This is a genomic window from Variovorax sp. 10L421 (assembly GCF_056395365.1).
Genome location: NZ_JBFTJJ010000018.1, coordinates 1 through 22,655 on the forward strand (window position 1 = coordinate 1; position 22,655 = coordinate 22,655).

The following is a 22,655-nucleotide window of genomic DNA, read 5'->3' on the forward strand; positions in this document are numbered from 1 at the left end:
CAGGGTGGTGATCCCGAAGCTCAGCCGACGCTTGTCTTGCACGGTTTCCCGGACCATCCGCCGACGGCGAAGCCCTTCCTTGCCGAGCTCGGTCGCCGTGGGCGTCACGTCGTCGCCCCATGGCTTCGCGGTTACGCCCCGTCCCCGACTGCGGGGCCGTTCGACTTCGCTGCCCTCACCGGCGACGTGATCGCCCTGATCGACCGCTGGTCTCCGGGGCGGCCCGTGGAGTTGATTGGCCATGACTGGGGCGCCCTGGTCACCTACGATACCTGCGTCACCGCGCCGGAGCGGATCGAACGCGCGGTCACGCTCGCAATCCCTCATCCACTCACGTTCATGCGCCAGCTTGCGCGCCCCGCTCAGCTACGCCGGAGCTGGTACATGGGACTCTTTCAACTGCCGGGAAGCGGCTGGATGGCCACCGCCCGCGATCTCGCCCTCATCGACCACCTCTGGCGTCAGTGGTCGCCCGGCCTCTCGCTAGCTCCTGCTCTCCAGGCAGAGCTGCACGAGCACCTGCGGGCGAGCATGCCCGCGCCTCTCAAGTACTACCGGGCGATGCTGCGCCCCGGCATGCTTGGAGCGACGCGCCGCCTGTCTCGGCCGATCGCGGTGCCCCTGTTGCAGCTTCACGGTGCCGACGACGGCTGCATCCTCCCCCAGCAGGTCGACGACCGACATCGGTTCGCCGCTCCGCACGCGCTGGAAGTCATCCCCGGGGTCGGTCACTTCCTGCACATCGAGGCCCCCGAGGCGATCGCGAAACGGATCGCGGCATGGGCCGAGTAGCGTCATTTCCCCCTGCCTCGATAAAAGGGTAGCTAGTTAAGAGCGAATCAGAACAAGGAGATAGCATGACAGAGAAAAATGCCTATCAGGTCGCCGACTGGAATGGCCAAAGCGGAGAGCGCTGGGTCGCCAACCAGGCCCGGCTCGACGCCATGGTGGCGGTGTTCGGCCAGGCCGCGATCGAAGCCGTCGCGCCTGCGACGGGCGAGCGCGTGCTGGACGTCGGCTGCGGCGCGGGCGCGTCGAGTCTGGCTCTGGCCGCCCGCGTTGGCCCGGGGGGCCAAGTGCTGGGAGTGGACATATCCGAAGCGCTGATCGACCGAGCGCGCGCGCTTGCGCCACAGGATACGCCGGCCCTGTTCCGGGTGGCCGACGCCAGCAGCGCCGAGCTGCCCGAGGGCGCGTTCGACATCCTGTTCTCGCGTTTCGGGGTGATGTTCTTCGACGATCCGACAGGGGCGTTCGCCCACTTGCGACGCGCGCTCCGGCCGGGCGGGCGGGTCGCTTTCGTCTGCTGGCGCGGCGTGGCCGAGAACGATTGGGTGCGCCTGCCGATTGGCGCGCTCAAGAGCATCGTCCCGTTGACCGCGCTGCCCGATCCCGAAGCGCCCGGCCCATTTTCGTTCGGCGACCAGGGACGAGTGGCGCGCATCCTGACGGCAGCCGGCTTCACCGATATCGCTATCGCGCCCTTCGATGCTTCCGTCCCGTTCGGCGAGGGCGGGACGCGGGACGCTGCGATCGACGACGCGGTGAAGATGGCGCTCGAGGTCGGCCCGCTTTCGCGCGCGCTCGCTGATCAGCCCGACGACATCCGCGCCCGCGCCTCGGCCGCGGTTCGTGCCGTCTTCGCAGGCCTCCCCGGCGAGCGTTCGGTGATGATCGACGGCGCAGCGTGGATCGTCATGGCACGCAATCCGATCAGACCTGCCTCCTTACACAACTGATCCTCCTCACTCCACTGCCTCTACACAACGGAACTGCCATGTCGAATTCCAAAGTTGTCCTCGTCACCGGCGTGTCGTCAGGCATCGGGTGCGCCGCCGCCACAAAGTTTGCCGAACAAGGCTGCCGGGTCTTCGGCACCGTGCGCAACACGGCAAAGGCCCAAGCCATACCTGGCGTCACGCTCATTGAGATGGACATCCGCGACGATGTTTCCGTTGATCGAGGCATTCAGGCCATCATCGCGCAGGCCAAGCGCATCGATGTGCTGGTCAACAATGCGGGTGTGACCCTGCTGGGCGCGACTGAAGAAACCTCGATTGCCGAAGCCCAGACGCTGTTCGAAACCAACCTTTTCGGCCTCTTGCGCGTGATCAAGGCCGTGCTGCCGCACATGCGTCAGCAGCGTTCCGGTCGTATCGTCAATGTCAGCTCGGTGGTGGGCTTTCTATGTTCGCCGTACATGGCCTTGTATGCGGCCTCCAAATACGCTGTTGAAGGGCTGTCCGAGTCACTGGATCATGAAGTACGCCAATTCGGCATCCGCGTGTCGCTGGTCGAACCCTCCTTCACCAAAACCAACCTTGATCTCAACGCGCCTCAGACTGCTGCCAGAATCCCGGACTACAGCAAAGAGCTTGCCATCGTCACCAAAGCCTTCCAGAACAACGTGCAAAAGGCGCCCACGCCTGAAGGCGTTGTGGCGACGATGGTCAGCGCGGCACTTGGTCCGTGGAAGATGCGCCACACGCCCAAGGGCGAAGCGTCCCTCCTGGCCAAGTTGCGCCGTTTCATGCCCGCTGGCCCGGTCGAAAAGGGCCTGCGCAAGACGTTCGGACTGGGCTGAAATCACAGCTGTGTTCACGGCCGGGTGCTAGACCTCATGGAGTAATATGAGCGTGCTTGAACTGAAGGTTCCTCCCCCCATCGTGGCGCTTGTCCTGGCGCTTCTTATGTGGCTGACGCCAGCCATCGCGGGCCTTGTGCAGATTCCCTATCCGGCCCGCGTGCTCTGCGCCGTCATTTTGGTGTGCATTGGCCAAGGCATCAGCATCGCCGGAATGGTTGCGTTTCGGCGCGCCAAGACCACCGCGAACCCCATCAAGGCAAGCTTGGCGTCCTCGTTGGTCATCCAAGGCGTGTACCGGTATACGCGCAACCCCATGTATGTCGGACTCTTGCTTACCCTGTTGGCGTGGGCAGTGTTTCTGGCGAATCCGTTTGCTGCACTGTGGGTTGTCGTGTACGTGCTTTACATCACCCGGTTCCAAATCATCCCGGAAGAACGCGTGCTGGCGTCTCTATTTGGGGCAGAGTACGAGGCTTACAAAGAGCGGGTACGCAGATGGGCATGAGGTCTAACGGGTCTGCAAGGACTTCCCCCCTAAGTCATCAACACATCCCAGCGCAACAAGAAAATCGGAAGCGGCCGCCCCCTCAACGGCGAGAGCCCACGGCGTTCTGCATATTGTTTCAAAAAATGCCGCCGCCACGCGTCGGAAACTTTTCCCGGTCTTTTGCACACCTACCGTCCATCGTTTGCAAAACTCACCACCGAGGAACACTCCATGCGTCTCACGACGAAGGGCGGCTTCGCCTTGACGGCCATGATCGATGTCGCGATGCGCGAGCGGGACGGCCCCGTGCCATTGGCGTCGATCAGCCAGCGGCAACACATTGCCCGTTCTTCGCTGGAGTTGCTCTTCAGCAAGCTGCGCCAGCATGCGCTGATCAAGGCAACGCGCGGCCCTGGAGGCGGCTACACATTGACGCGCAGGGCTTCCGAAATCACCGTGGCTGACATCCTTGCCTCGGTCGATGGCCAGCCCGTGGCGGACACCGAGGCCTCGCCAAGGAAGGACACCGCTGGCAAGGGCTGCTATTCGACCGACGCGCTGTGGGCCTCCGCCAAGCACCATGTCATGGAGTTTCTGGGCTCCGTCACGCTGCAGAGCCTGGTCGAAGAGCAACTCGCCAAGGGCGTGCGCGTCGAGCACGAAGCGCCGACGAAGAGACAGCCCCCGCAAATCTCCGCCGTCACGCCAATGCGCGTGAATGCGCCGAACTCCGTGTTCGCCTGGAACGGCGTGTTCGCCAAGCGCTGAACGCCACGCGCGTGCGGGCTCAGGCCTGCTGCGCTTCGGTCAGCGCCTGCGCCGCCACCACTGCCTCGGTGCGGTTGCGCACATTCAGCGCGCGGAAGATCGCCGCAAGGTGGATCTTCACGGTGCCCTCGCTGATGCCGAGGCTGCGCCCGATCAGCTTGTTGGGCTTGCCTTGCGACAGCAACTGCAGCACCTCGACCTGCCGCTCCGTCAGCACGTTGCGCAGGTGCTCCAGCGTCTGGCTGCCAGCGCCGCCATTGCCGCTGCGCACCAGCGCCTCGGCGCCGGCCTGCGGCGCCACGCCGGCCACGATGCCGGGCGGCAGCGCAGCCAGCATCATCGGCGGCACGTACACGCCGCCGGCCAGCACCAGCCGCACGGCCGAGAGCATGACCTCGGGCGAGTAGGCCTTCGGAATGAAGCCGAGCACGCCGCGCTCGAGCGCGCTGCGCATGATGGCCGGGTCTTCGTAGCCCGACAGAACGATCAGCGGCACGGCCGGATGGCGGCGGCGGATTTCGTCGATGTGGGCCTGGCCGTCGGCGCCGGGCATGTTGAGGTCGATCAGGGCCAGGTCGAGATCATCGGTGGCTCCGGCAAGCAATTCGTCGACGCTCATCGCCAAAACGAATTCGATGCCAGGCTCCAGCTCCGACAACTTGGCTTTGACCGCCTCGATGACGAGCCGGTGGTCGTCGGCGATCAGGATTTTCATGATGCTTTTTCCCGTGTCCCAGCGTGCAGTGAATTGCAGGCGCTGAAGATACCGGCGAATGCCCCGTGCAGCAAGGGCGGCGGCCCCACCAACGGCATAGACCCCAAGCGGTATGGCGCGGGGCGAGAGCCATTTGAAAGAATGAACGCCTACTCGAAGAAACCGGGGACATGGGCATGTGCCATCGCAGCAGACTCCGGCGCAAGGCATCCTTCGCAACGCATGGCTGAGCGAGCCCACGCATGGCTCGCCTTCTCGACTGCTTCTCCAGCTTCATCTCGTTCGGTCTCGCGCTGGATGCATCGATCGCGGCCGGCGCGCCGCCGCTGCTGCCGCCGCACGAGACCGCACAGCAGCAGGCCCGCCAGCTGCTCGATGCGGCCCGCGCCGCCGCCGAGGCCTTCGGCACGCCCGCAGCGCAGATCGAATCGGCAACCTTCGCAATGGTGGCCTGGATCGACGAAATCCTCGCGCGCCATCCCGGCGCAACCGCTGCGGTCAACACGGCTGGCGCAGCCCCGCTGCAGGTGCAGCTCTTCAACTCCAACAACGCGCACAGCGAGTTCTTCCATCACCTGTCTGCCCTGACCCCACAGGACGACCCCGTGCGCGAGGTGTACTGGCATGCGCTGGTGCTCGGCTTCAAGGGCCAGTACTACTTCGAGGATGGCGACCACGGCGAGCTCGGCAAGCTCAAGGAACTGCACGGCCGGCAGCTTCAGCTGCGCCCGCTGTCCACCGGCAGCCCGGTGCAGGACCGCGTCGCGCCGCAACCCCATGACGTGCCCGACCCGCGCGGCCCCGGCGACACGCGCCGGCGCGACCGCACGCTGTTGCACAGCAGTGCCGCGCTGGCGCTGATGCTGCCGCTGCTCTACCTGCTGTGGCTGTGGTCCACCGGGCCGCCGGCCACCGCCGCGGGCCCGGGCCAGCGCGTGGAGCAGCATCTGCAGACTTTCGCCTGCGCCGACCTCACGGCCGGCATCGACCCCGAGGGCCGCACGCACGTCACCGGCTTCGTCTCGGTGCCCGGCGACCTGCCGCGCGTCGAGAGCGAAGTGAGCGCGATTCCCGGCGTGCAGGCGCCGCGCTTCGACGTCGGCCTGCGCGTGTGGCCCCACTGCGAGGTGTTCGCCATCCTCAAGCCCTACCAGGCGCGCAACCGCGAGAAGGCCTACGGGCTGGAGGTGGATGCACCTTCGGCCCGCGAAGGCGACCTGCGCGAGGGCGACGGCGTGCGCGTGCGGGTGGTGGCGCCGCGCCACGACAGCTACATCTGGGTCGACTACTACACCGCCGACGGCTCGGTCATGCACCTCAACGCCGGACAGGCGCCCACGCGGCTGCGGGCCGGCGAGACGCTGGAGCTGGGCCGCGACGTCCCTTCGAGCTGGCTGGTGAGCCCGCCCTTCGGCAGCGTGCTGATCACGGTGCTCTCGTCGCCGACGCCCTTTACAGAAACATCCGGCCGGCCGCCTTTCGAGCTGGCCTCGGCCTACCTGCTGCGGCTGCGCGAGGCGCTGGCGGCGAGCAAGAACGGCGAGCGGCTGATCGCGGACTTCGTGTTCCTCGAAACCGTTGCGCGTTGAACACGTTGCCGTTCCCCGCCCCCCCGCTTCTGGCGGCTCGCCGGCATGCGGCGCGGCGCTCACTTCGCGTCGACGCGGATCGCGCGGGCGCTGAAGTTCACGTCAAGCGCCTGCGCCTTGCCGGTAGTGACGGGCCGCACTTCGCGCCAGCGCGCGCGGTCGAGATCGCGGAACGCCGCCATCACGCCGATGGACTTCGCATCGGGCGGCAGGTTGAAGTCGAGCTTCTTCGTCTCGCCGGGCCGCAGCAGCACCTCTTCGCGCTGCACCAGCTCCGCGCCGAGCGTGGCCTGGTCCTTCTCGAACAGCGAGAAGAAGTCGGCGCCCTCGAAGGGGCCCGGCGACTTCAATGCATACACGCGCACGGTGAGCGGCGAGGCGCGGCCGCGCGCATCGGGGTTGGCGTCGGCACCCGCCGTGAGCGTAACGGCCACCGTGGTGACGACCGGCTTGCTTGCGCAGCCCGAGATCAAAAGACCCGCTGCAGCAAGGCCAAGGACCGCAATGCGGCGCCGCGTTGCAGCGGCAAGGAAGCCTTCATAGGACGAATGGTGTGTACCCAGCGTGCGCATGCTATTCCCTTCGTTGCATTGACCGGTCAAGACGCATCTTTGATTATCACCAGCGAACTCCAACAGGCAACATGCTGACCAACGAACTTGCAGCCACACTGCTCGCGCCCATCGGCGAGGCCTCGCCATGCGGCGACGATCTCGAGTACGACGCGGACTTCATGGCGCTGGTGGCGGCCGCGCAAGGCAAGCCCGAGCAGCAGTTCGGCGACACCGTGATCCCCGCGGTCGAACCCGAGTGGCGCGAAGTGGGCGAACAGGCCGGAATCATCCTGCGCCGCAGCAAGGACGTGCGCGCCGCAGTGCTGCTGCTGCGCGCATCGACGCACCTGCAAGGCGTGCCCGGCTTCGTTGCCGGACTGCAACTGCTGACGGGTCTGCTCGACACCTTCTGGGAAGGCATACATCCAAAGCTGGATGCCGACGACGGCAACGACCCGACGATGCGCCTGAACGCGCTCGCGCCTTTCTGCGACGAGAGCCAGACGATGCTGCGAGAGCTGTACGACGCACAGGTGGGCGTGGCACCCGGCGTGGGGCCGATACGCGTGCGCGACATCGCCGTCGCCCACAACGCACTGGGCGCCGTGAGCGGCGAAGCCACCTACTCGGCCTCGCAGGTCAAAGGCGGCCTCGAGGCCATCCACGCGTCCCAACCCGAGCCGTTGCGAACCGCGATGGACGTGCCCGCCCTCCTCGAGAAACTGCGGGCCTTGCTGGTCGATCGCACCGGCCGCGCCGACGCCATCGACCTGACCCCGCTTCGCACCGTTGCCCTGGTGCTGAAGAAAGCGTGCGGCGCCGCCGCTGGCACGCCTGACGAAGCGCCAGCGAGTGCGGATGCCGAAGCCGACGAATCGCAGGCGGCCGGCACCACCGCCCGTCCCACCGCGATGCGCGGCGAGATCCAGAACCGGCAGGACGCGCTGCAGATGCTCGACCGCGTGATCCGCTACCTCGAGCAGGCCGAGCCCGGCAACCCTGCGCCGCTGCTGATCGAGCGTGCCAAGAAGCTCATCGGCGTGAGCTTTCTCGAGATCATGGCCAACCTCGCGCCGAACGCGATGGACACCATCGAAACGGTCACGGGCCGCCGCCCGTCCGAATAAGCCCGCCCTTCCCGACACCCGCACTCATTCACACCCGCAAGGAGCATCTCCATGGCCAAGAGCAGTCAGAAATTCATCGCCCGCAACCGGGCGCCCCGGGTCCAGATCGAGTACGACGTGGAGCTCTACGGGGCCGAGAAGAAGGTGCAGCTGCCCTTCGTGATGGGCGTGCTGGCCGACCTGTCGGGCAAGCCGGCCGACCCGCTCGCGCCGGTGGTCGACCGAAAGTTCCTCGAGATTGATGTCGACAACTTCGACTCGCGCATGAAGGCCATGAAACCGCGCGCGGCGTTCGCGGTGGAGAACTCGCTCACCGGCGAAGGCGACCTCAAGGTGGAACTCACCTTCGAGAACATGGAAGATTTTTCGCCCGCCGCCGTGGCGCGCAAGGTCGGTGCGCTCAACAAACTGCTCGAGGCGCGCACCCAGCTGTCGAACCTCGTCACCTACATGGACGGCAAGGGCGGCGCCGAGGACCTGCTGGCCAAGGTGCTCGAAGACCCGGCGCTGCTGCAGACGCTGGCCGCGAGCAAGAAACCCGAAGACGGCAGCGCGTCCGCCACCTGACACCCATCCGAGCACACGAGGAGTAAACCACCATGGCCGAAGCACTCGAACAGAGCGCGCTGAAAGATGTCGCGTATGCAGGCAGCGACTTTTCTTCGCTGCTGCAGAAGGAATTCAAGCCGCGCAGCGACGAAGCCAAGAGCGCCGTCGAAGCCGCGGTGCTCACGCTGGCGCAGCAGGCGCTGGCCAACAGCACCGTCATCGGCAAGGACGTGACCCGGTCGATCCAGGCCATGATCGCCGCGATCGACGCCAAGCTCACCGACCAGGTGAACAAGATCATCCATCACCCCGACTACCAGAAGCTCGAGAGTGCATGGCGCGGCCTGCACTACATGGTGAACAACACCGAGACCGACGAGAACCTCAAGATCCGCGTGATGGACATCTCCAAGCAGGAGCTGGCCAAGAACCTCAAGAAGTTCAAGGGCGCGGCCTGGGACCAGAGCCCGATGTTCAAGAAGATCTACGAGCAGGAGTACGGCCAGTTCGGCGGCGAGCCCTTCGGCGCGCTGGTGGGCGACTATCACTTCGACCAGAGCCCGCCGGACGTGGAGCTGCTCGGCGAGATGGCCAAGATCGCGGCCTCGGCGCATGCTCCCTTCATCACCGGCGCCAGTCCCAACCTGATGCAGATGGAGTCGTGGCAGGAACTCGCGAATCCGCGCGACCTGACCAAGATCTTCTCCACCCCTGAGTACGCCGGCTGGCGCAGCCTGCGCGAATCGGACGACTCCAAGTACCTCGGCATGTGCATGCCGCGCTTTCTGGCGCGCACGCCCTACGGCGCCAACACCAACCCGGTGGAAGAGTTCGACTTCGAGGAAGACACCGCCGGCGCCGACCACAGCAAGTACGCCTGGGCCAATGCCGCCTACGCGATGGCGACCAACATCAACCGCTCGTACAAGCTCTACGGCTGGGGCTCGCGCATTCGCGGCATCGAGTCGGGCGGCGCGGTGGAGAACCTGCCGCTGCACACGTTTCCGAGCGACGACGGCGGCGTGGACCAGAAGTGCCCGACCGAGATCGCCATCAGCGACCGGCGCGAGGCCGAATTGTCGAAGGCCGGGCTGCTGTCGATGATCCATCGCAAGAACTCCGACTTCGCGGCCTTCATCGGCGCCCAGTCGCTGAACAAGCCGGCCGAGTACGACGACCCCGACGCCACGGCCAACGCCAACCTCGCGGCGCGCCTGCCCTACCTCTTTGCCTGCAACCGCTTCGCGCACTACCTCAAGTGCATCGTGCGCGACAAGGTGGGCAGCTTCAAGGAGCGCGAGGACATGCAGCGCTGGCTCAACAAATGGATCATGAACTACGTGGACGGCGACCCCGCCAACTCGTCGGAAACCACCAAGGCCCAGAAGCCGCTGGCCGCCGCCGAGGTGATCGTCGAGGAAGTGGAAGGCAACCCGGGCTACTACACGTCCAAGTTCTTCCTGCGCCCGCACTACCAGCTCGAGGGCCTCACGGTCTCGCTGCGCCTGGTGTCGAAGCTGCCTTCGGCCAAGGGCGGCACCTGAAAAGTCCCGCGGGTTTTCTTGAAATTCCCGATTCCGTTTCGTTCTCTCTGTAGCTGCCGCGTATCGGTCGTGTCTTCAAACCGCCGGCAGCCTTCGTCTTCAACCCAGTCATCAACCGCCCGAACGCAAATCGGGTTCCAAGGAGTAGGAACATGTCATCTGACTTTCACATCAAGCTCGACGGCGTCAAGGGCGAGTCTTCCCACAAGGACCACAAGGACGAGATCGAGATCTCGTCGTGGTCGTGGAACGTGAGCAACGCCTCGGGCGCGGGCTCGGGCGGCGGCTCCGGCAAGGGCAAGGCCACACCTGGCGACTTCCACTTCGTGCACGCCTACGACAAGGCCTCCCCGGTGCTGGCCAAGAACTGCGTGGGCGGCAAGCACTTCAAGGACATGATCATGACCTGCCGCAAGTCGGGCGAAGGCCAACAGGAGTACCTCAAGGTCACGCTGAAGGAAGTCTTCATCTCCAGCGTGGCCCCCGGCGGCGCGCAGGGCGGCGACGTGCAGGAACAGGTGTCGTGCTCGTTCAAGGACATCGAGTTCGCCTACAAGGCGCAGGACGACAAGGGTGCAGCGGGCGGCGAAGTGAAGTTCGGCTGGAACGTGCCGACCACCGAAACGCGCTGACGGACGGCGGATTCGTCGAGTGCGGAATCAGGCGCGGCTGCCGCGCCCGGTCCGCTTCCTTTGCGTGTCCTCCACCGGAGCAATGCGATGGCATTCAGCACCCCCACCATTGGCGACAGCGGCGCGCTGCTCACCACCTACAACATCGACTGGTCGGTCGGCCGGATCGGCTCCAACACGCGTGAAGACGTGATGCTGGTACAGGCGCTGTTCAAGATCTTCTACTACGAGCTGATGGGCTTCAACCACGACTTCGACCCGCCGCCCGGCCAGACCGAAGTGATCGCCGTGGACGGCTACTACGGACCGGTCACGCAGAAGCACATCACGCACTTCCAGCAGCAGATGGTTGCGACCGGGCGCAAGGTCCTGGCGGACGGCATCTTCGACCCGTTCCGGGACCCCGGCACATCCAGCACGATCAGCCAGTCGCGCTACGCGCTCGACCTGCTCAACAACGGCTGCGCCAATTTCTGCAAGGAGCAGGGGATCGACAACTACACCAACCTGCCCAACCGGGAAGACATGCCGCTGTTGCTGCGCAGCGCATTGAAGCGGGTCAAGAAGACGGCCAGCAAGTACGCCTACGGCGCACCCGCGAGGGTTCCGGTCACGGGCGGCATCTGAGTCTCCGCCCCGCCCTCGGCAGCAACCAAGGGCCTGGAGCGATCGTCCGATGGACGGCGCTTCAGGCCCTTGTCTTTTGTTCGAAGCAATTCAAGAGTCAGTCGGCCGACGCAATGCTCTCTGGCAGCAGCCGCGTCGCATCGTCGCTCTCATCCTCGATCACCCACAGCGTGAGCGCCGTGTAGTTGTCGTGGCCCGGCTTGGCGTTGGCCTTCACCTGCGCGTCGATCAGCTCGGTCCACTGGCTGGGCGTGCGCGAGGCATGCAGCGTGTCGATCAGGCGCTCGTCGCCCAGCGGCTCCCACACGCCGTCGCTGCACAGCAGCAGCACGTCGCCTGGCAGCAGGCGCATGCGGTCGGACACGGCGATGTCGGGGGCCTCCTCGATCGAGCCCAGCGCCGACAGCAGCATGTTGCGCTGCGGATGCAGCCGCGCGCCCTCCTCGTCGAGCATGCCGCCGGCCACCATCTGCTGCACCAGGCTGTGGTCGGTGGTACGCGCCACGATGGCACCGCCGCGGAACAGGTATGCCCGGCTGTCGCCGCTGTGCACCCAGGCCAGCGCGTGGTCCTCGAGGTCGATGGCCGCGAACACGATGGTCGAGCGCATGCCCGCGAGCTTGCCGCCCTCGGCCTGCCGCGCCACCACGTCGACGTTGGCCTGCTCCACCAGCCGGCGCAGCGTGGGCTCGTCGAGCCCCGGCGCGGCCGAGAAGCCGCCCAGCACGCTGCTGCGCGCGGTGGCCGCGGCCACGTCGCCCCCGCCATGGCCGCCTGCGCCGTCGGCCACCAGGCAGGCGACATAGCGCTCGTCGTGCCAGTGGCCGTGGACGTCTTCGTTGTAGGTGCGGCCGCCCTGGCGGGAGAGCGTGACGATTTCGATTTCCAAGCGGGTGCCTCGCTGGTGATGCGGTGGTAGTTGTCGTCAGGCTTCGGACTTGAGGCGCGCCATCTGCTCTTCGTAGGCTTCGAGGAAGGCCTTGCCGAAGAGGCTGTGGAAGTCGTCTTCCGCCTCGCTCGCGATGCCACCGTAGAGCGACACGAACTGGTCCCAGAGCTTGGCCTTGCGGTTGGCGCTGAAGAGCGCGTCGAGCGCCGACTTCGCGCTGATCTTCTTCTCCAGCTCCGCCGGCTCGAAGCGCGCGATGACATGGGCCAGCGCCGCGCGCATGCCCACCATCACGCCGAACTGGTGTGCGCGCAGGTCGTTGTAGGCATCGCGCATCGCGGCCTCGGGCGGCATGAAGCCGCGCACGCCAGGGCCCAGCAGATGGGCCAGCGCCACTTCGACCGTGGGCGAGAACTTCAGCGGATTGTTGGCCTGCGACGCGATCATCGTGACCTCGGCGCGCACCTCGCGCTTGAACTCCTGGCGCGTGAGCAGCAGCTGCAGCGTGCCCTCGGTGGCACTGCGCAGCATCGCGCCGATGCGCTCCATCAGGCCGGGTGTGAGCATCTCGGGCGGCTGGTGCGTGCTGGCGAGGCCGCGCAGGAAGGCGGCGAGCAGTTCGTCGTCGGTGGCGGTGCGCGCGGGCGCTGCGGGGCGCGGGGCCGGCCGCGGCGACGCGGCAGGGGCCACGGGCGCGGGCGGCTCGAACGGCCTGGCGGAGCCCTCGGGGCCGCTGATGCGGATCGGCTGGCCCGTGACGTCGTCGAACTGCGCCATCGGTTGGGGCTGCGGCGATGGCGACGAAGGCGGCGTGATCGCCTTCGGCGGCATGAAACCGAACTGGTCGATCGGAAGATGGTCGGAGCGCGGCGTGGGCGTGGGAGGCGCCGCTTGCTGCAGGGCCGCCAGCGGATCGACATTGGATGCGGTGTTCGGCTGCAGCAGCGGATCGGCCAGCGGCGACAGCGCGAGCGGATCGCCTCCGATGCCGCCACCGCCGCCCATGCCGCCGAACAGCTCGTCGATGCCCGCGGCCTTGCCGTGCGGGGGCGGTGCGCCGAGGTCGGAGAAATCGTCGAGCGCGCCGAGGCCGGCCGCGGGCGCGGACGACGGCGTGGGTCCGAGCAGGTTTGCGAAGGGATCGATCTGCGCGGCCTGCGCGTTGCGCGAGCCGCTTTCCATCGGGTCGGGGAACAGCAGCGAATCGGGCAGTGCTGCAGCGGGAGCGGACGCCGGCGCAGATGCAGCCGGCGCGGCCGGCGGCGCGAGGCCCGCCAGCAGGTCGGCGAAGGGGTCGTCGCTCGACGGTGCCGCAGTTGCTGCCGCCGCGGCGGCGGAAGGACCGCCCAGCACCGTGTTCGGGATGGCCAGCGACGGCGGCGCGGCGTCGGCCGTCACGCGCACCGCGAGCTCGAAGCTGCCGACCACCAGCCGTGCGCCATCGGCCAGCGCGACCTCCTTGCCCGAGCCCAGCGACACGCCGTTGCACTGCATCGGGTTGCTGCCGCGGTCGATGAGAAAGTACAGCCCGTCGCGGCACAGCACCTGGGCGTGCACCCGCGAAACCGTGCGGTCGGGGTCGACGAGCACGAGCGTGTTGGTGTCGGCACGGCCGATGGTGCCGCCATTGGGTCCGAAGTCCGCGGCGATAGACTGCCCCGCCGGAGCGCCTTGCCGGGTGATGACAGCGATATGGATCATGAATCGGCCCCTGTCGCCCGTCGCGAGCGAAACAACTCGAGGGAAGTATTCATTCCGGCCGGCACCTTGGCAATCTCGCCTAAAGAGGTATGCCGTCGCCGAGCCTGCGCTGCTGCCGCCACGCCGGCGCGCTGGTCGCGAACAGCGGCGCACGCGCGTCGAGCAACGCGAGTTGCAGTGCGGCCGCCACGCGTTGGCGCTGGAAGCCCTGGCGCAGCACGCCCGTGCAGCTGTCGGGCGAGAGCGGCTGCCCCATGAAGAGCCGCGTCCCGGGGGTGAAGCGCGCGCCGTTCTTCTGCCACCACGCGCGAATCTTGTCGACGTCGGGCCACGGCAACGCGATGTCCTCGGGCAGTTCCACGTTGTCGTCGTCGGGGTCCTCGGTCGGGCCGTCCTCGAAGCCGTCGGGCGGCGGGACCTCCATCTGCGCGAGGTTGAAGTCCACGCCCGTGATGGTGACGAAGGCCTCGGCCGCGATGCGCGCCGTGGCCGGCTGCGTCATCTGCTCGATAAGCCAGGGCACGTAGCGCGCGTCGCCGATGAAGCCCGAGCCGATGATGCGCAGACGCTGCGCCCCGGGCAGCGTGGCGCTGTCGAGCAGCAGCGCATGGCCGGGGGCGATCTCCATCGCCTGCAGCGCGAGCTGGAATGCGCGCGGCTGGCGCGGCCCGCTCTTCAGCGCGAAGGCGGCGAGCGCATCGAGCGCCTGCGCCCGGTCGCCGAGCAGTACCGCCGCCCACGCGGCCCAGAAGCGCAGTTCGGGCTTGGCCTCGCCCAGCAGCGACTGTGCTTGCGGCAACAGGTCGGCACGGCCCAGTTCGCCGGCTGCGCGCAGCGCGCGGATGCGCACGCTGTCGGGCGCACTCGCGAGCAGTTCGCCGAGCAGCGCGCCCGGGTCGCGCCGATGCAGCGCGCAGGCCGCCACGCCGAGCTTCTGCCGCAACGGCGAGGCATCGTCGAGCAAGGCCTTGACGCGGCCGCCCAGATGCTTCGGCTCGACCCAGCCGAGCGCGGAGATCAGGCCGGGCACGACCTCGGGCAGGTCTTCTCTTGCACGCTCAACCAGATCGTCGAAACGGCTGTCGACCGCTTCTATGGCGAGCACGGCGGCAACGAAGAAGTCCTCGGGGCCTTCGTTGTCGATGAGGGCCAGTGCATGCTGCCAGCCTTCTTCGCCGGCGACGCGCAGGCCGTCGATGTGGGCGGCGAGGCGTTCGTCGAGGTCGGCGAATTGCTGGGGCGAGTAGTTGGGGGCGTGGACTGCGCTGGTGCGCTGGAGCCAGAGAAAGGAGGCTTCGTCGGCGTGCTCGGCGAGGATGGATTCGATCACAGGCGCGGCGCCGCTCATACTTCGATCTCCACGTCGCGAATCCGCAATGCGTCGGCATGCGCCACGAGGAAGTGGGTAAGCAGGTCGAGGCAGGCCTCATGAGCTATCACGCCTTCGAGAAACCATTGGCAGGTGGTACTGCCGATCCGCATCGTCTGCGTGGCGCCAACGGTGGATTCACCCGGCAGGTACGGTTCCGGCGGCAGGCCGCCTTGCATAAGCGCGATCCAGCATTCGAAGCCTGCATCGAGCAGGTCTGATTGCTGCTCATCGGGTGGCGCATCCAGGTTAAGCACGACCACCAGTTGTTCGCCGAAACCCACGAAGTCGGGACGTTGCAGCATGAACGCTTGCTGCGGTTTGGCTGCGAGAGCCGAGGCAGCTTCACCGATCGCCGTTGCCCCGGCCTGTTGCCCGGCTGGGCCGAGCCATCGCAACGGCAAATCGCGCGCAAGCCGTCCCCATTCGCACATGCCGCGCAAAATTCGCAGCACCGCCGGATGAATTGCATCGGTATGCATGTGCACCAGCACCAGCGTGGGCGACGCCAGCTGCACAACTACCGGCACCGCCGCGACACCGGGGCCGAAGAAGCCCAACTGCATCGCGCGGGCGAAGTCGCGCGCGACGACGCGCACGAAGTCGAGCACGACGACGGCAGCATCGGCGCGGGTAGCCACGGAGAAGGTCAGCATGCGGCTCAATCCTCTTCGCCGAAGAATCGCGCGTACCACGCTTGTGATTCTTCGGGCGTCATGCCAGTGACGAGCAGGTTATCGATCCAGTCATCCGGCACGCGCAGCGGCGCGAGCACCTTGCCGACCGCTTGATACGCCGGCAACGCGTGCCCCCGATTGACATCACCCAGCTCAGGTTGCGTGCTGGCACGGATCAGCAAGCCGCGATCGTTTGCAATGGCCTGCACATTGATCGGAGGCGGCAATGCCGAGGCCAGCGCGTTGATGCCCCCCATTTCCGCAGCGCGGGCCTTGCCGAGAAAGGTCAACCAGCTCACTCCGAGAATGCCCAGGTCGGCAAAGCTGAAAAGACCGAGTGGCTTGCCGTAGGCGAGCCCCGGATAACGCGTAAGCCATCCCCGGTTGGCGCGTTCGAGCTCGCGCTCTGCCTCGCCATCACCGGTGTTCCAGTAGTAGGAGAATCCGCCATAACCGGAGTCGAAATCAACCAGTGCCAGCAGGCCCAGCACTCGTTCGACTGTTCGATCGGGCACATTGGCTTCGTCGAGCGGGAGGCATATGCGCAGCATGTGCCGCACCACGCGGTCGTCAGGGTCGCTCAGGTCTTCCTCGGAAAAAAACTGAAACGACGGCAACGCATAGTCGGCCGCGCTCGCACCGGAGTGCTGCTCCACCCCGAGCAGGTAGCTCGCGAGCGCCTTCCTGTCACCCAACATCTGTGCCACCTGATCATTGGCGGGACCGACGAGACGCTTCGCAGTCTTCATTACGTTGGTCTTGTACCAGCCGAGTGCCTGACCGTGATGTTCGCAGAAGGCACGGTGAAACTCTATGAACTGAGGCGCCAACGCGGCGCGAGGGACGGTGCAGAACACCAGGATTTCAAGACACGGTCGAAAATGCATGGCCGTGCTGGCGCCGTCGCCAAGGATCGTGTCGTTCATTCTTTGCTTCCTTGCATAGGTGGACCGCATTCAATCGCAAGCGCAGTCCGATTCTTCGATCTGCTGGTATTTGCCCGCATTCTTCGCCCCCAGCCGCTCCTTGGCCAGTTGTTGATTGGCCGTGGGCGTGTCGCCCTTGAACTTGACTTCGACGAAACTCTTGACGTTGTCGAAATTCGCCGGCTTGGCCGCATCCTTCAAGACCGTGAAATCAGGCCGAAAAGTAGTGCCCGGCGCACCGCGTCCAGCCGCCAGCCCGCGAAACAACGAACCCGGTGCCGGCAAGCCATTCGACAACGCCCGCCCTTCCGACATGATGCCGACGAAAGTGCCGCCGACTCGCTTGGCGATCTTCCAGGTCATCTCGACGAACAGGTCGAGCTTCTTCGGCTTGTAGAGTGGAAATCCGCTACTGAGCTTGCTCGCCACGCGGGACTGGAGGGTTGGGTATTTCTTCGACGGGATCGTGCCCTCGTCCGCTTCGTCACGCGTATCGCAGATGGCAGTGCAGATTTGATCCCCGAGTTCCTGCCCCAATGCTGCGACGATCACTGGGTTCTGCAGCACACCGCCTAGGTTGGCGGCGTTCTCCGCGTTGTGGAACATCTTGTCCGTAAGGCGGGTAGCGTTCTTGCCGTCCATCTTCACGTCGAAGGAATAGAGAATCCATGTCGCCTCCTTCATGAAGGTGCTGGACTTCACGCCACCGGCCACGCCCGCGTTGTCGCCGTTCGAGAGCGCGAATTTCGAGCCCTTGTTGGCGGCCATCGCCTTGTCGCCTTTGACGGTGGAGGTGCCGTTGCTTAGCGTGATCGAGTTCGCGATGTTGGGGTAGGGTACCGGCACCGGCCCGCCTGGGCTCGGGGTCTTGCAGACATCGGGAATGGTCGCGATGCTGACACCTGTGCTGAACTTGTGAACTAGCGACAGGCTCGTGCCGTTGACCCTGATGGAGACCGGCATGATTCATTCCTCGCCGAAGTCCATCGCGCAGATCAATGCGGCACCCCGCTCGCCCGACGCGGAACTGGCCCACACCATCGACCATCGCCCCTTGCCGTAGCGCTTGCGATGGCAGATCGCGGCGATGGCAATGTGCAACGGAACGCCTGCTGCGCCGATATCACCCCAGCAGTCGGCCGGGGCGACGAAATCGCTGGCCGCTCGGAAGCGATCACCCTTTCGCAGCACCGTGAAGCCGTACTCGTCGGCACGATAGGGTTCGCCGTTGAGGTCGCAGAAAACGTTGTGTACGCATTCCTCCGGGGGCAATCGCCCGAGCGCCCGTTCGAAGGCCTCGCTCAGGCCATCGCCCACGCACACCTCACCGGTCCCGATGAGATGGGCTTCCTGGGCGACGCCAATCCCCACCACTTCACCCCAGGCGTCGAGCTGCCGCGCTCGCGCGAAGTCCCGCGAAGCCAGCAGCAGCGCGCCAGCCGCCTCGCCAGGCACGAAGCCCCATGCATTGTTGTCGGCACCTCCGCCGTGGAGTTGCCCGCATGCCTCAATCCATTCGAGCGTCTCTGGTGCCAGGGTGGAATCGACGCCGCAGACGAGGCACACGTCGACGGCACCAGCAAAGCAGTCTTGCACGGCCGCCTCGAGCGCGAGATGTCCGCCAGCGTGGCCCGCTTCAAAGGCCCGCGCGGTACCGAAGCGCCCGGGATATCGGCGCGACACCCACGCCAACAAAGAACCGGCCAGGTCGTGGGGCCGGCCCGGACGCGTGGGCGGCAGCGCCAGCGCGAGACCGCATCGCACCGATACGTCGTCGGCCGTGGATAGCACTCGCAGCGCACCGTCGATAGCCGGCAGCAGCAGCGCGGCACAACGGTCTGCAACGCCAGCCGATGCATCGATCCAGGCTGCGCGGGCCACGCGCATCGGTTCACCGGCGGTATCGATCACGAACGGATGCTCGCCGAAACCGCAGACTCCTGCGCGTACCGCGGCAGCGCTCGCGAAAACATCGCGCCCCACCGGCGTGCAACCGCCCAAGCCTACGATGCGCAATCCGTCGCCGCTCATGCGAAATCCTCTGAAGGTGTCTCGCCCAGGCGAACTAGCTGCTTTTCGTAAACGCGCGTCTTCTCCAGCTTGTGGACCTTGGGGTGACAGGGCAACGCGCTATGCCACACCAGCGACACACGCGCCGCATCGGGCTCAACAATCACCGTGTGCAGGCGCGGCGGCTCGTGCCGCTGGCGCGCGCCATTCGAAAAGAAAGTTTCCAGTCCCAGCACCACCCTCGGCAGTTCGAAGCTCAGCTGCGCCGCATGCGGCGACAAATGAATCAGCACTACCGGCTCGCCACCCCGCAGAAACTGCGGCGCCTGCTGGTCCACAGGCGCACTCTGGTAATGCCGATCATCTAAGTCCACCGGCAGCAGCGGCAACCGATCTCGCTGCCACGCTTCGTCATACGTCCCCGCGAACCCCGCCCGCGGCTGCCAGTGGTTGCACAGCGGCCCAAACCCCGCGGGCTCCGGCCGGTCATTCCACGTCCGCACGCATTGATCCGGGTACTCGATGTTCGGCAGCCGCATGCCCTCCGCATGCGCGGCCTCGAGCGCGAAGCCGGTGCCCACGGGGTTGCGCACGTCGAACTGCGGATTCGGCGCATCGCGCGTCCATGGATCGACACCGCCGTATGCGCGCTCCCACACCAGCGGCATGGTGCTGAAGGGTTCGGGCTCCGACGGTGAGCCGCCCAGCCACACGCGGTCGCCCGTCACGCGCAGCCGCTTGGCGACAGGACCGACGCGCATGCCCACGTCGATCTGCGTCACCGGCACGCCACCGGGCGCATGCGCATGGCCGATCAGCAGCACGTCGGTCGTCTGCTTGGTGCGCACCAGGTCCATCTCGTAGAGCAGGCTCGGCTGGAGCGCGGACTCGTCGATGAAGACGGGTGCCTGCGCGACGGGCGGCTGTTGGGGCGCGATGCTCGTCTCGCCATCGGGCGAAATGTCGAAGCTGCACTTCACAGCCACGAGCCAGATCTCCGCCCCGTCGCGGTCGCGCACCCAGGTGCGTTCGGCGGCGTAGGGCGTGCGGTTGTCGAGCTGCCACATGGCACGCCTCTTCAGTTGATGCCGACGTACGCGCCCTTGACGCGGTTGGCGCCGCGCGAGCGAGAGAGCACGTAGTTGCCGTTGATCAGCACCTTGCCCGCGCGCGTGAGCACGATGCTGGCCTCCCCGCAGCGCAGCTCGATGCGCTCGCGCGCCTGCAGCACGACGCGTTCGCCGTCCACGCGTGCATCGAGCGCCGGTGTTCCGGTGCGTGGCGGCTGCAAGCGCCCGACGATGACAGGACGCCGCACCTCGCCCTGCTCGAAGGCCACGACGATGGCTGCGCCCGCATCGCCGGGCGCCAGCCCCACGGTCGACAGCGCCTGCACCGGCGCCATGCCGTCGCCCAGCGTGACCAGGAAGCGCCCTTCGGCATCGAAGCCCGCGAAGGCGGCCACGGCCACGCCCTGGCCCGACAGCTTCGACCAGGCCGCCACGCTGTGCAGCACGCTGCGCGCGCTCTGGAGATCGGTGTGGTCTTCCACGGCTCAGTCCTCCCCCAGGTTGGAGCCCTTGATCTTGATCGAGCCCCCGGCCTTGAACGATGCAGTGCCGTCGGCCTTGATGGTGATCTTGGCGCCCTTGATGGTGATGCCGCTGGCATTCATGACGATCTTGCTGCCGCCCGCCTTGAGCATGATGGTGGGCGCCTCGACCATGCAGATCGCGCCTGCCTTGATCTTGATCGGCCCCTTCGATGTCTCGGCGATCACCGCCGCCGACAGCTTGTGCGGGCCGCCCACGCTGATCGACTGCAGCGCGCCCACGTTCACTTTCTGCACGCCGCCCACGCTCACCATCTGCGCACCGCCAACGCTCACGGTCTGCACGCCCCCCACGTTGATGGCTTCGCCCGCACCCACGCTGTGCATGCGGCCCGCCCCCACGGTGTGCGCCTCGGCCACCGAGATGGTGGTGGTCTGCATGCCGTTGACTGTGTGGCTGCGCCCGCCGTTGACCGTCACGGTCTCGCCGCCGTTGACCGTTTCGGTGCGGTGGCCCGTGATGACGATGGTCTCGGTGCCGCCCACGGTCTCGCTTCGGTTGGCGCCGATCGACACGGTCTGATTGACTCCCACGTGCTGCTTCTGGTTGTTGCCCACGCTTTCCGAGTCGTCCACGTCGATGGTGTCGGTGCGGCTGTTGTGCACAGTGGTCGTCTGGTTGTTCTCGACCGTGGTGTTCATGTCGTACTGGCCGTGGATGGTCACCTTCTCCTTGCCGGCGGTGTCGTCCATCGACAGCTCGTTGTAGCCCTTGCCCTTGTGTGTATTCGACTTGATGCCGCTCACCACGGCACCTGCCGGCAGGCCGAAGGGCGCCATCGACTCGCCGTTGTAGAAGCGCCCGATGACGATGGGCTGGTCGGGGTCGCCGTCGAGAAAGTCGACGATCACTTCCTGGCCGATGCGCGGAATGCTGATCGCGCCCCAGCTCTTGCCGGCCCAGGGATGCGACACGCGCACCCAGCACGAGCTGTTCTCGTCGTTCTTGCCGTAGCGGTCCCAGTGGAACTGCACCTTCACGCGGCCGTGCTCCTCGGTCCAGATCTGCTCGCCGCTGCGGCCCGTGACGATGGCGCTCTGGGGTCCGGGCATGGTCACGCGCGGCGTCAGGCGCGGCGGGCGCCAGGGCGTGTTCAACGGAATGAGCGTGAGCAGAAAGCTGCTGCTCGCGCGCTGGCCGGTGCGCAGCGCCGGCGTCTCGGCGATCAGGTCGCTCACCAGCTCGCCCAGCCCGGCGTTGACGGGGTCGTCGGCCAGCACCTCGTGCAGCACGCTGTCGATCGGCCGCTGGCCCTCGGGAAAGTTCGCGCCCTCGTAGCCGGGGTGGCTCGCGACGAAGGTACAGGCCGCGATCAGGTAGTCGCCGTCGCGCTTGCCGTCGGGGTCGCCCTTGAACGAGAAGCTGCGCCCGGCGGTCACGTCGGGCCAGCCGGTCAGTGCCCAGTGGCGTTGCCGCCGGCCGACCAGCTCGTCGAGCCGCAGCTGCGCGAGGTTGTCGGTGTCGTCGCCCGACTGATAGCCGCCCGGGAACTCGAACACTTCCAGGTCGGACAGCTCATGCGTGTCGGGGTCGCCCTTGTCCGCGTCCAGCTGCTTGCTGATGACCTTGAAGTCGCGATCGCGCGACGCGAATTTGCCCGAATCGAACTGCCGCGAGCTGACCCAGCGCGTGATTTCGTTGAAACGCCCCTCCGACGCGCCGCGCTCGACATGGTTCAGCGTGTCGGCAACCGGCAGTTTCTCGTGCGCCAGTGTGCTGGCGTCCGACAGATGCAGGGTGCCGGGCGCGTCGTGCGCGTCGAACCAGTAGTAGATGCCCTCTTCTTCCAGAAGGCGCGAAAGGAACTGGTAGTCGCTCTCCCGGTATTGCACGCAGTAGACGTGGGGTTCATGGCGCCCGACCACGCCGCCGGCCTTGATTTTCTTGAGGCTGCCGATGGGGCCGTCGTCCAGCACGGCGTCGATCACATCCAGTACCGGCTTGTTCTGCAGGATGCGCGCGTTGACGCGCTTGCTCAGCAGCCAGAACCACGAGCGCAGGCTGATGCGGTACTCGAGAAAGCGCCCGCTCTGCGACACGCGCGTGAAGCGCACGGCATGCCCCTGGCAGTGCCGCTTATGAGTGTCGCCGTCGGCATCGGCGAACTCGATCACGACATCGAAGGAGCGGCCCAGTATGTCCGCGGCATCGATGCTTTCGTTGTCGGTCAGCACGGTGAGTTCGTAGGCCGAGGGGCGCGCGAGCACCTCATGGCCCGCGATGCGCCAGAACATGAGCTTGTCGACGACGGGCGAATCGCCCTGGATGCTGAACTTGTGATCGGCCATGCC

23 protein-coding genes are annotated in these 22,655 nt (G+C 66.4%); 11 read left to right on the forward strand and 12 right to left on the reverse strand.

Annotated features, from left to right (window positions below; translation table 11 throughout):
• From AC1DFC_RS21080 to AC1DFC_RS21100, 5 genes are all read left to right on the forward strand, one after another.
• Positions 1 to 792: alpha/beta fold hydrolase (locus AC1DFC_RS21080; protein WP_478179928.1), on the forward strand; the 792-nt coding region annotated here is incomplete at its 5' end.
• Positions 793 to 857: 65 nt separating this feature from the next.
• Positions 858 to 1,739, forward strand: coding sequence for a class I SAM-dependent methyltransferase (locus tag AC1DFC_RS21085; protein WP_007830951.1), 882 nt, complete (start codon positions 858 to 860; stop codon positions 1,737 to 1,739).
• A gap of 38 nt (positions 1,740 to 1,777) precedes the next feature.
• On the forward strand, positions 1,778 to 2,584 hold the full coding sequence (locus tag AC1DFC_RS21090) for an oxidoreductase (RefSeq protein WP_007830949.1): 807 nt from the start codon (positions 1,778 to 1,780) through the stop codon (positions 2,582 to 2,584).
• 46 nt (positions 2,585 to 2,630) lie between these two features.
• Positions 2,631 to 3,092, forward strand: a complete 462-nt coding sequence (locus AC1DFC_RS21095) for a methyltransferase family protein (RefSeq protein ID WP_478179929.1) — start codon at positions 2,631 to 2,633, stop codon at positions 3,090 to 3,092.
• A gap of 213 nt (positions 3,093 to 3,305) precedes the next feature.
• Entirely contained in the window at positions 3,306 to 3,842 is a 537-nt protein-coding gene (locus AC1DFC_RS21100) for an Rrf2 family transcriptional regulator (protein WP_007830942.1), read from the forward strand.
• Between the two features lie 19 nt (positions 3,843 to 3,861).
• Here AC1DFC_RS21100 and AC1DFC_RS21105 read toward each other — a convergent pair whose 3' ends face one another.
• A complete protein-coding gene (locus AC1DFC_RS21105; protein WP_007830939.1) occupies positions 3,862 to 4,557 on the reverse strand; it encodes a response regulator transcription factor in 696 nt (231 codons plus the stop codon).
• 242 nt (positions 4,558 to 4,799) lie between these two features.
• Here AC1DFC_RS21105 and AC1DFC_RS21110 point away from each other — a divergent pair, with 242 nt between their 5' ends.
• Positions 4,800 to 6,146 (forward strand): DotU family type IV/VI secretion system protein, encoded by a 1,347-nt coding sequence (locus AC1DFC_RS21110; protein WP_478179930.1) that lies wholly within the window; start codon positions 4,800 to 4,802, stop codon positions 6,144 to 6,146.
• A gap of 59 nt (positions 6,147 to 6,205) precedes the next feature.
• Here the strand turns inward: AC1DFC_RS21110 and tssJ are convergent, their stop codons facing one another.
• Positions 6,206 to 6,718, reverse strand: coding sequence for a type VI secretion system lipoprotein TssJ (gene tssJ / locus AC1DFC_RS21115; protein ID WP_007830934.1), 513 nt, complete (start codon positions 6,716 to 6,718; stop codon positions 6,206 to 6,208).
• Positions 6,719 to 6,789: 71 nt separating this feature from the next.
• Between tssJ and tssA the strand changes: the two genes are divergently transcribed.
• From tssA to AC1DFC_RS21140, 5 genes are all read left to right on the forward strand, one after another.
• A complete protein-coding gene (gene tssA, locus AC1DFC_RS21120; RefSeq protein ID WP_007830932.1) occupies positions 6,790 to 7,827 on the forward strand; it encodes a type VI secretion system protein TssA in 1,038 nt (345 codons plus the stop codon).
• Between the two features lie 51 nt (positions 7,828 to 7,878).
• On the forward strand, positions 7,879 to 8,394 hold the full coding sequence (gene tssB / locus AC1DFC_RS21125) for a type VI secretion system contractile sheath small subunit (RefSeq protein ID WP_007830930.1): 516 nt from the start codon (positions 7,879 to 7,881) through the stop codon (positions 8,392 to 8,394).
• Between the two features lie 32 nt (positions 8,395 to 8,426).
• Entirely contained in the window at positions 8,427 to 9,920 is a 1,494-nt protein-coding gene (gene tssC / locus AC1DFC_RS21130; RefSeq protein WP_007830928.1) for a type VI secretion system contractile sheath large subunit, read from the forward strand.
• A 152-nt stretch (positions 9,921 to 10,072) separates the two neighbouring features.
• Positions 10,073 to 10,552 carry an Hcp family type VI secretion system effector gene (locus AC1DFC_RS21135; RefSeq protein ID WP_007830926.1) on the forward strand — a complete coding sequence of 160 codons (480 nt, stop codon included), beginning with the start codon at positions 10,073 to 10,075 and terminating at the stop codon, positions 10,550 to 10,552.
• 87 nt (positions 10,553 to 10,639) lie between these two features.
• On the forward strand, positions 10,640 to 11,179 hold the full coding sequence (locus AC1DFC_RS21140; RefSeq protein ID WP_007830924.1) for a peptidoglycan-binding domain-containing protein: 540 nt from the start codon (positions 10,640 to 10,642) through the stop codon (positions 11,177 to 11,179).
• Between the two features lie 97 nt (positions 11,180 to 11,276).
• Here AC1DFC_RS21140 and AC1DFC_RS21145 read toward each other — a convergent pair whose 3' ends face one another.
• From AC1DFC_RS21145 to AC1DFC_RS21190, 10 genes are all read right to left on the reverse strand, one after another.
• Positions 11,277 to 12,068 (reverse strand): PP2C family protein-serine/threonine phosphatase, encoded by a 792-nt coding sequence (locus AC1DFC_RS21145; RefSeq protein WP_007830922.1) that lies wholly within the window; start codon positions 12,066 to 12,068, stop codon positions 11,277 to 11,279.
• A 36-nt stretch (positions 12,069 to 12,104) separates the two neighbouring features.
• Positions 12,105 to 13,769, reverse strand: coding sequence for a type VI secretion system-associated FHA domain protein TagH (gene tagH, locus AC1DFC_RS21150; RefSeq protein WP_478179931.1), 1,665 nt, complete (start codon positions 13,767 to 13,769; stop codon positions 12,105 to 12,107).
• Positions 13,770 to 13,848: 79 nt separating this feature from the next.
• Positions 13,849 to 15,117 (reverse strand): TIGR02270 family protein, encoded by a 1,269-nt coding sequence (locus tag AC1DFC_RS21155; protein WP_007830918.1) that lies wholly within the window; start codon positions 15,115 to 15,117, stop codon positions 13,849 to 13,851.
• Positions 15,114 to 15,794, reverse strand: coding sequence for a hypothetical protein (locus tag AC1DFC_RS21160; protein ID WP_007830916.1), 681 nt, complete (start codon positions 15,792 to 15,794; stop codon positions 15,114 to 15,116). Before AC1DFC_RS21160 ends, AC1DFC_RS21155 begins: the two co-directional genes overlap by 4 nt.
• 5 nt (positions 15,795 to 15,799) lie before the next feature.
• Positions 15,800 to 16,741: a type VI immunity family protein gene (locus AC1DFC_RS21165; protein ID WP_007830914.1), complete on the reverse strand. Its 942-nt coding sequence runs from the start codon at positions 16,739 to 16,741 to the stop codon at positions 15,800 to 15,802.
• A gap of 30 nt (positions 16,742 to 16,771) precedes the next feature.
• Positions 16,772 to 17,704, reverse strand: a complete 933-nt coding sequence (locus AC1DFC_RS21170; protein WP_007830908.1) for a PAAR-like domain-containing protein — start codon at positions 17,702 to 17,704, stop codon at positions 16,772 to 16,774.
• A gap of 3 nt (positions 17,705 to 17,707) precedes the next feature.
• Complete coding sequence (locus AC1DFC_RS21175) at positions 17,708 to 18,772, reverse strand: beta-ketoacyl synthase N-terminal-like domain-containing protein (protein ID WP_007830907.1); 1,065 nt, start codon at positions 18,770 to 18,772, stop codon at positions 17,708 to 17,710.
• Positions 18,769 to 19,818, reverse strand: coding sequence for a DUF2169 family type VI secretion system accessory protein (locus AC1DFC_RS21180; protein WP_478179932.1), 1,050 nt, complete (start codon positions 19,816 to 19,818; stop codon positions 18,769 to 18,771). Before AC1DFC_RS21180 ends, AC1DFC_RS21175 begins: the two co-directional genes overlap by 4 nt.
• 11 nt (positions 19,819 to 19,829) lie before the next feature.
• Entirely contained in the window at positions 19,830 to 20,303 is a 474-nt protein-coding gene (locus AC1DFC_RS21185) for a DUF6484 domain-containing protein (protein ID WP_478179933.1), read from the reverse strand.
• Between the two features lie 3 nt (positions 20,304 to 20,306).
• Entirely contained in the window at positions 20,307 to 22,652 is a 2,346-nt protein-coding gene (locus AC1DFC_RS21190; RefSeq protein ID WP_478179934.1) for a type VI secretion system Vgr family protein, read from the reverse strand.
• Positions 22,653 to 22,655 lie beyond the last annotated feature (3 nt).